We start from the raw sequence: 8080 nt of genomic DNA, 5'->3' as shown, positions 1-8080 counted from the left end.
GAAACACTCCAGTACTGGAGTGTTTCTCCGGGTCGTTAGTTTAATAATTGTTGAACGAACTGATTGACGACTTTACCGTCAGCTCGTCCTTTCACCTTCGGCATCAACGCGCCCATGACTTTACCCATATCCGCTTTTGAAGAAGCCCCCACTTCTTGGATGGTCTGCTGTACAATGGCTTTTACTTCTTCATCGGAAAGCTGTTGCGGCATGTATTCCATCAATATGGCAATCTCAGCACGAAGGTTTTCGGCCAAATCTTCACGACCGGCCTTCTCAAATTCTTGGAGGGAATCTTTGCGCTGTTTGACTTCGCGATTCAAAACGTCAAGAACTTCTTGTTCCTCCAAGGTTTTACGCTGATCTATCTCAATGTTCTTGATAGCGGCACGAACCATACGGATTACGGAGAGTTTAAACTTGTCTTGACTCTTCATCGCGAGCTTCATGTCTTCGTTCAATCTGTCGCTTAAGCTCATCGATTAAGCCCCCTAGAACTTTCTCTTGCGAGCAGCCTCAGACTTCTTCTTGCGCTTAACGCTAGGCTTCTCATAATGCTTACGTTTCTTGACCTCCGCCAACACGCCATCTTTAGCGATGGAACGCTTAAAGCGGCGAAGTGCAGCATCTATCGTTTCGTTCTTGCGAACTCGAGTTTCTGACACCAGTTTTCCCTCCCTCCGAACAGACCGTCCAAGACGAAAAAAGACATTCATCAAATTTCATTATAGGCCAAAAAATATACAGGTGTCAACCTATATACGGAAAGTCTTGCGAGCAAAGAAAACACGCTTTATTTTCCGTTTAATGGCCCCAGCTTTTCGCCTGCCAGCAAGTGATAATGAATGTGGTAGACGAGCTGCCCGCTGTCCGGGTTGCAGTTGTTAATCAGCCGGTAGCCGGTCTCGGCTACGCCTTGCTCCTTGGCGATTTGCTGGGCCGCGCGATGCATATCGGCGATCAGCGGCAAATCCTCAGCCGCCGCGTCGTTCATTGTCGGAATATGCTTCTTGGGAATGATCAACAGATGCACCGGCGCTTCCGGTTTAATGTCATGAAACGCGAGCACGCGCTCGTCCTCATAAACTTTCTTCGAAGGCAGCGTTCCTTCGACGATTTTGCAAAAAATACAATCCAATGACCTACACCCCCGTCCTATCCACTTTATATCGCTTCTATCATATCGAATTTTTGAAGAAAAATCCAACCGCTCGCCGTAACGCCGGCAGACCCGCGATACTCCCTTGCCCATCCATGCATGGAAGAATAACGACTTTCCTGCAGCACGGTCCCGCTCGGTCCTGCAAGCCGTTGCTCCAGCTTCCCGAAATACGGCTGCATCGCGCTTCTCAAGCTGTTGGCGTGTCCGAACATAAAATTAGACTCAGAGTCTAAAAATGTATAGGAACTTTGGCGAAGTTGTCATATAATAACGGTATAACCTTCCTCCTGAAACCAAGTCCAATACAAAGGAGGCCTGTACATGAGCCGATTCATGCGCGCGGCCACACGTAAAAAGCGGGAGTATCTGCTTGAGGTCGCCATTCGGCTGTTTATCGAACGCGGATACGAGCAGGTGTCCGTCGACGATATTATTGCAGCGACTCGCACGTCGAAGGGAACGTTCTACCATTATTTCAAAGGCAAAGACGAAATATTGTTGGACTTGCCGCGCAAACTAATCACGATTATACAAGCTTGGTCGGAACGGAAACCGACTCAAGTTCCGTCCCTGGAGCACCATATTAACCGGCTGCTGCTCGAGCTTGCCGAGCAGGTCGCCCCGTCTGCGCGTTTGCTGCGAAGCTGGATCGCGCTCTCGCTCCAGAACGACAGTCTAAAATCGGCCATGGAGAAGCTGCAGCAGACGCTGTACCAGAGCCTGCTGCGCTGGCTTCCGGAGCCCGGCAAAACGAACGCTCTCGTATCCGCCTTCTTCGGCACGCTGCTGCTGTGGTGTTCGCGGGACGACGGCAGCGATTTGCCAGCCGCCATGCGGTCGCAGCTGATCTGGGTTTGGGAAGGCATACGGCATACGGCGGAAGAACGAACCGCGACGCTGGAAGAGGAACCGAAAGGAGAATTTCATATGCAAGTGGCGATTATCGGAGGCGGACTGGCGGGATTAACCGCGGCCGCTTATTTATCGGAGCAAGCCGGAATTCGAGGCGTGTTGTTCGAGCGCAGCCCGCAGCTCGGGGGGCGGGCTTTTACTTATGAGAAAGCGGGATTTACTTTGAACTACGGAGCACATGCCATTTACGGCATCGATCGGCACAAATTGAGCGTGATGGAGCGCGAGCTCGGCTTATCGTTCAGCTCCAAGCAGGTCGATAAACGGCACGTCATGTATGCCAAGAACGGACAGTTGACCCCCGCTCCGCTCGACTTCGTCAATTTGCTGCGGACGGAGCTGTTGAACCCGATGCAGAAGGTGCGTTTCGTCGGGGAAATATCGGCGATCATCGCCAATATTCACAATGTGCGGAACTACCCGACCTTGGGCGATTATTTGGCCGAATCGGATGCAGACGAAGATGTCAAGGAGCTGTGGGAGCACCTCGTCTGCTCCAACTTCTTTATTACGCCGGAAGAGGCCCGCAAGGTGCCCGGGCCGGTCATTAGCGACTATTATCACAACCTGTTCCTCTCCTCCCGGCCGGTGAACTACGTGCTCGGCAGCTGGGCCGTCATCACCAACCAGCTGAAGCAGAAGATCGAAGTGTCCCGCCGCTGGGACATTGCGCTGCAGGAAGGAGTCGAGAGCATCCGGTATGCCGACCAGCAGTTTATTCTGAAAACAAAAAACCGCGAGGTGGCGTTCGACCGCATTATATTTGCCATGCCGGTCCAGCAGGTGTGCAAGCTGCTTAAAGGGACGCCATGGGAGCCCTTCCTGGCGCCGTACGAGAACAATACGGCTACCGAAGTAATGGTGTACGATGTCGGGTTGAAGGAAGTGGTCGCCCGTCCGTTCAGCTATATCAGCGACATGGACAACAAGCTGTTCATCAGCGACGTGTCCGCGACCGACCATACGCTCGTTCCCGAAGGCGGCCAACTGCTTCAGGGAATCGCCTACTTGAACGACGCCTTCGCCGACGAAACGGAGCGCAAAGCGTATTTGGACAAAAAGACGCAGCAGATGGAAGCGTTGTTCGACCGGTATTATCCCGGTTGGCGCGAGGCGACAGAGGTCAAGCGCGTCTCCAAGAAGGCGATGGTTGCCAGCGTGAAGAACATCGCCGGCAACCGGCTGCTGCCGACACGGCTAGAAAGCGTTCCGTTCCATTTCTGCGGAGACGGCTGTCAAGGAAAAGGGGAGCTGGCCGAGCGCGCCTTCTCCACCGCGAGACAAGCGGCCAAAGCCATTATCGACGAGCTGGCCGCGGTGACGGTATAACGAAACAAAGACTGCTTTCCGGGAGAGATGATTCTCCCGGCGAGCAGTCTTTTTCCGTTTAATCGATGTATCGGACGGCGCAAATCGATAGAGAGGCACAATTCGGAATAGCAGCGTGGGAGTAAAGAAAAACGGGCTTCCCCTTGGCCGGATGGATTCCGGCCGGGGAAGCCTTGGGCAAAGACTTACCGGTACTTAAACCAGACGGCCCCACAGGTCGGCAAGCCGGCCAAGCTGATCTTTGAACCAGCCGAACCAGACAGCCGTTCGGGACGGCGCGCCGTTCGCCGATCGTTCCGAAGCACTCGGTGTCAACGTAGACACGGCTGACGCCGCTGTTACTTTCACCGCTTCGCCGGGGAAGGCGGCTGCCGATTTACCGTCCATCCGGATCGTCACCGTCCTTGTTTCGCCGTCCCACCCGACAACGCCTCCGAACGCCTCGCCGACGAAGCGCGCAGGAACCAACGTGGCTCCGTTCACAAGCTGCGCCGGCATCTCAAGCTTAACGGGCTTTCCGTTCTTGTAGGCTTCTCCGCTGCCAATGGCGATCGAGACGGTCGTGCCGCCTTTGGTCGCCGTTGCCGTCTTCGCAGCGGCGTTCCAGTCGACTTTCGCGCCCATTGCTTCGAAGATGGCGCGAACCGGCGCAAGCGTATTGCCCTCGCGAATGACGGGGGGCTGCTCGAAGTCGACGTCCTTCCCGTCGATCGACACCGAGATTCCGGACGTGATCGGAAACGACCGGGTCGCCGCCTTCTTGCCGGCATGATTGTAGATCCCGAGCTCCAGCACAGAGCCTTCCGGCACATCTCCCGCCTTCAGCTCGATGCCGTAAGGCGGGGAGGTTTGGGTTTGTACGAGCCGGCCGTTCACGGCATACTCGATTTTACCGATATAAATATCCGGAATTTTGACGAACGGGGTAATCAAAGCCCTCTTATAAATCGCGACGCCAGCGGTCAAAGGCACTTGACCGGATGGCTCGGGCGGTTTTGCCGCGTTTTCGATGTTCGTTAAGTAAAACGGCGGCTCGATCAGCTTCCTGTACAAGCTGTACATGGCGTCGTTGTCGCGCAATAAGTAATTGTTCTTGCTTTCCTTCATCTCCAGGTTGACGTTGAAGTAGGTGATCGCCTTCAGTCTCGGATACTTATACGGCATAATCCCGTACAACCGCTGCAAGTTCAGCGTGCCATATTCGGTGAAAGACTCTTGCGGAATATTCGCGTAATGGCTCACCGCCGTTTCGCTGATCATGAGCGGCTTGCGCTCGGCGTATGTGCGGTACAAGTAATCGAGCCGTTCGACCGGGCTTGTCGCCTGCATATTGCCTTGCTTCGGATCGCCGTTCTCGTACGGCTCGCTGTACAAGCTGACCCCTACCCAATCGACATAATCGTCGCCGGGGTAATACGCATCCATCGAATACATCGGCACGTCGCCGGGGCTCCAAACCATCGCCACGTTCGGCGCTTCCTGCTCCAAGATGTCGTGAACCATCCGGAAATTGCGGATATATGTATCCGGATCGCCGTGCCAGGGCACCCAGTTGCCGTTCATCTCGCTGGCGTAACGGAGAAAAATCGGAATTCCCGCCGCTTTCGCTTCCCGCGCCCAAGCCCGCACGACCTCGTCGGTCACCGCGTCCAGCCCGTTCATCGGCTCCCAGGCGATTTGCAGTCCGGCACCGGCCTGCTTCGCACGTTGGGCGTACTGCTTCGGGAACGGCTTGCCGACCTGCGTATACGCCAAATATAACGCATGCTTCTTGCCGTAGAACGACTCCGAGCGGTCGTAGTAGTTCAGCATCTTCGGGTCGCGCTCCGTGTACATTCCGATATACATGCCGTATTCGGGCTCGAACTTGGACAGTTTGCCGCTCACAGGCAGCGCCCGCTGCCGAAGCGCTTCGGTGTCGGCCGTGGATATGTACGCTTCGACGGTCGTCCGGATTTGCTCCGCACGCTGCAGGTCGACCGCGCCCCAGTCTTTGCCGTCCTTCAGCCAATACTCGTTCTCGCGTTCATAGTAAGCGATGGCTTTCTCATAATCGCCGATTCCGTCAAAATATTGGTTCAGCTTGCCGCTGAACAACGCTGCGCTTTCCCAGTCCCCGGCGGACACATAATGGTCTGCCAAAAACTCCCAATGCGGCACGGCCGCTGCCGGGTTACCGGACGAAACGGCGGCATCCGCCGCTTTCCAGCGGTCCCAAATCGCATCGGCGTAGGCCGGCGCGGATCCGGTTACCAACAGGCCGATACCAAGCAAGGCGGACAGCGCTAATTTCGTAAAATTGGCGGCGGTTCGCCGGACTGCCCCCATGCGATATGTTGCTTGATCCCGCTTCCTGATTCGCATAGGCTGATCTGTTGATCGGTCCATCGTTTGTTCCCCCTTGTGCTCGTGACATGCCGCCGGCCGCCGAAAGCATGTCACGCCGATAACATGTCCATATGGATATCTCTACCTATGCACGGCCGGGTATGTTTATGCGTGATGATGCGCCGTGCCGACACCTACATCGTTTCCAGCGTCACACGGCTTCCACGGCCCCCCGGTTCTGCAGGCTGGACGACCAGCCGGCGCGGCAGCCGGGCTCTTAATTCCGGCACGTGACTGATGACGCCGACCGTTAAGTTATCCAGATGCAATTTCTCTAATGCGGTAACCACCGCATCGAGCAGCTCCGGGTCCAGCGTCCCGAAGCCTTCATCCAAGAAAAAGAATTCAAGCGGATATTCGCCCTTCAATTGAATTTGGGTGGAGAGGGCGAGCGCCAACGACAGCGATGTCAGGAACGTTTCGCCCCCCGACAATGTCGTGACCGGGCGTCTGGTACCGCCGTTCGCGTCGTCGCGGATGACGAAGCCGCCGCCCGAATCGACCTCGATGGCGTATTTGCGGCGGGTCAACTGACCTAACCGCTCCGAAGCCGCCCGGCTGACATGCATCAGCTGCTCCTCGGCCAAAAATTCGACGAAGGCATTGCCGCGCAGCACGCTTTGCAGCTTGCCAAGCAGCGTCAGCTCCGCCTGCAGCGCAGCGCGCTTCTGCTCCAGCTCCAGCCAACGCCCGTGCTTCGCCCGTACGTCTTCGCAATCACGTTCCGCTTTGGCGCTCGTCTGCAGCGCCGCTTCATCCTCGGCTTTGCAAAGCGCCAGTTCCTGCTCCAACGCGTCCCAAGCTTCATCCGAGACGTGACGGCCGGCGAGCGCTTGTTCCAGCTCTTGGCGGCGGACCGCCAGCTGATGCTCCTGCTTGCCGTGCGCCTCCACCTCGGCCGCCCATTCGCCGCGCTGCGCCTCGGCGATCAGCGCGTCCTCCACTTCGGCCGCAGAGGCGAAACCGGCGGCGAGCGACTGCTGCTCCCACTCGCTCTGGGTCTCGCGCTCCAGCGCAGCCGCCGACTGCTCGGCTTGCACAGCTGCCGCCGCTTGCGAAGCCGCCGACTGATGCGCGGCCTGCGCTTGATCGCGCAGCGACGCCGCCGTCGCCGCATCGGCTCGCAGCTTCGACAGCGCGCCATTCGCTTCAAGGGTCAGCTTGTTCGCGTCGCCGTCGCCGACGAGCGCAAAGAGCCGTTCCTGCCGCTGGCCGATTTGGCGCTGCAGCGCTTCCTGCTCGGCCGCCGTCCTCACCGCCAGTTTCTCGGCGTCGGCCAGCTCCTTGTGCAGCTGCTCCAGCCGGACTTGCTGTTCCTCGAGGAACGTAACGCTTTTCGCCAGCCGCTGCCGGATTTCTTCCGCTGCCGCATCCGAGCGTTCGAGCTGCCCGGCTAACTCAGGCAGCTGCTCCGGCTCCCATTCGGCGTAAGAGGCTTGCCATTGATCGCGCAGCCGGCTTCGCGTATCCGTCCATTCCTGCGCTTTGCACGACTCGGCGTCTACGAGGCTCTGGACGCTTTGCAGCCGCGCTTCCAGCTCTTGTCGGCGCTTGGCCGATTGCCGCCGGTCTTGAAGCAGCGTTTGCCAGCTGCGTTCCAGCGCCTCGATTTCCCGTTCGAGCCCCTGCGTTACATCCGAATGGGCGGCGAGCGCTTGCTCGAACGCGGCCGTTGTCCGGACTTCCGCCTCCTCCGCTACCGCGGCGGCGGCTTCCAACCGTGCCTGCCCCGCCTCGCGCAGCTTCAGGATCGACGCCGGCGTTTCGGCTGCCGGGACGCCGTCCGCTGCGGCTTGCTGCGCCCATTGCTTCTCCAGCGATTCCAGCTTATCCAGCAGTCGTCGCGCATGAAACCGGCCTTCGCGCAGCTCCTGCCGGCACGCCTCAAGCGCTTCCGGCGACACCTCGCCTCCGTCAGTCGCAGCAGCCGTCCCGTCACCGCCCTCCGGGCGATGGGAGGCCGGGTTCGGGTGCTCGGTCGAACCGCACACCGGACAAGCACCGCCGTCGTGCAGATGCGCCGCAAGCGCCGCTGCCATCGCCTCCGCTTCCGCCGCCTTCAAGCGAGCCCGCACGCGTTCGCCTTCCCGTGCGGCGGCTTGTTCCAGCAAGGCCATACGGCGCTCGCCTGCTGCCGCATCGTTATGTAAAGCCATCAAACGTTCCGCCCACTCCAGCGTACGCCGCTCTCCGTCCCGCTCCTGCTCAGCGAGCTCCTGCAGCAGCCTCCGCTGCTCCTCCGCTTCCGCGGCCCGCGCAGCCGCCGCGGTCTGCCGCTCGGCGGCCAGC

At 58.3% G+C, this 8080-nt stretch carries 7 protein-coding genes; 1 reads left to right on the top strand and 6 read right to left on the bottom strand.

The features are described 5' to 3' along the window. Nucleotides 1–35: 35 nt before the first annotated feature. The 4 genes from PVA01S_RS25660 to PVA01S_RS25645 form a co-directional block, all read right to left on the bottom strand. Complete coding sequence (locus tag PVA01S_RS25660; RefSeq protein WP_054798583.1) at nt 36–479, bottom strand: GatB/YqeY domain-containing protein; 444 nt, start codon at nt 477–479, stop codon at nt 36–38. A gap of 12 nt (nt 480–491) precedes the next feature. Beyond that, entirely contained in the window at nt 492–665 is a 174-nt protein-coding gene (gene rpsU, locus PVA01S_RS25655; protein ID WP_010491812.1) for a 30S ribosomal protein S21, read from the bottom strand. 128 nt (nt 666–793) lie between these two features. Next, complete coding sequence (locus PVA01S_RS25650; protein ID WP_054798584.1) at nt 794–1138, bottom strand: histidine triad nucleotide-binding protein; 345 nt, start codon at nt 1136–1138, stop codon at nt 794–796. A gap of 26 nt (nt 1139–1164) precedes the next feature. Continuing rightward, nucleotides 1165–1374 (bottom strand): hypothetical protein, encoded by a 210-nt coding sequence (locus PVA01S_RS25645; protein ID WP_127610688.1) that lies wholly within the window; start codon nt 1372–1374, stop codon nt 1165–1167. A gap of 109 nt (nt 1375–1483) precedes the next feature. Here PVA01S_RS25645 and PVA01S_RS25640 point away from each other — a divergent pair, with 109 nt between their 5' ends. Continuing rightward, nucleotides 1484–3403 carry an FAD-dependent oxidoreductase gene (locus PVA01S_RS25640; RefSeq protein ID WP_127610686.1) on the top strand — a complete coding sequence of 640 codons (1920 nt, stop codon included), beginning with the start codon at nt 1484–1486 and terminating at the stop codon, nt 3401–3403. Between the two features lie 195 nt (nt 3404–3598). On the opposite strand, the gene PVA01S_RS25635 is transcribed toward PVA01S_RS25640, so the two are convergent. Together PVA01S_RS25635 and PVA01S_RS25630 are read right to left on the bottom strand one after the other, a co-directional pair. Next, on the bottom strand, nt 3599–5791 hold the full coding sequence (locus tag PVA01S_RS25635; protein ID WP_127610684.1) for a stalk domain-containing protein: 2193 nt from the start codon (nt 5789–5791) through the stop codon (nt 3599–3601). A 134-nt stretch (nt 5792–5925) separates the two neighbouring features. Beyond that, nucleotides 5926–7830 carry an SbcC/MukB-like Walker B domain-containing protein gene (locus PVA01S_RS25630; protein ID WP_127610690.1) on the bottom strand — a complete coding sequence of 635 codons (1905 nt, stop codon included), beginning with the start codon at nt 7828–7830 and terminating at the stop codon, nt 5926–5928. Between the last annotated feature and the right edge of the window lie 250 nt (nt 7831–8080).

Origin of the sequence: Paenibacillus validus NBRC 15382 (genome assembly GCF_004000985.1) — a bacterium.
Classification (GTDB): Bacteria; Bacillota; Bacilli; order Paenibacillales; family NBRC-103111; genus Paenibacillus_G; species Paenibacillus_G validus.
The sequence above is the reverse complement of the archived record's forward strand: the minus strand, read 5'-3'. Positions and strand labels throughout refer to the sequence as shown.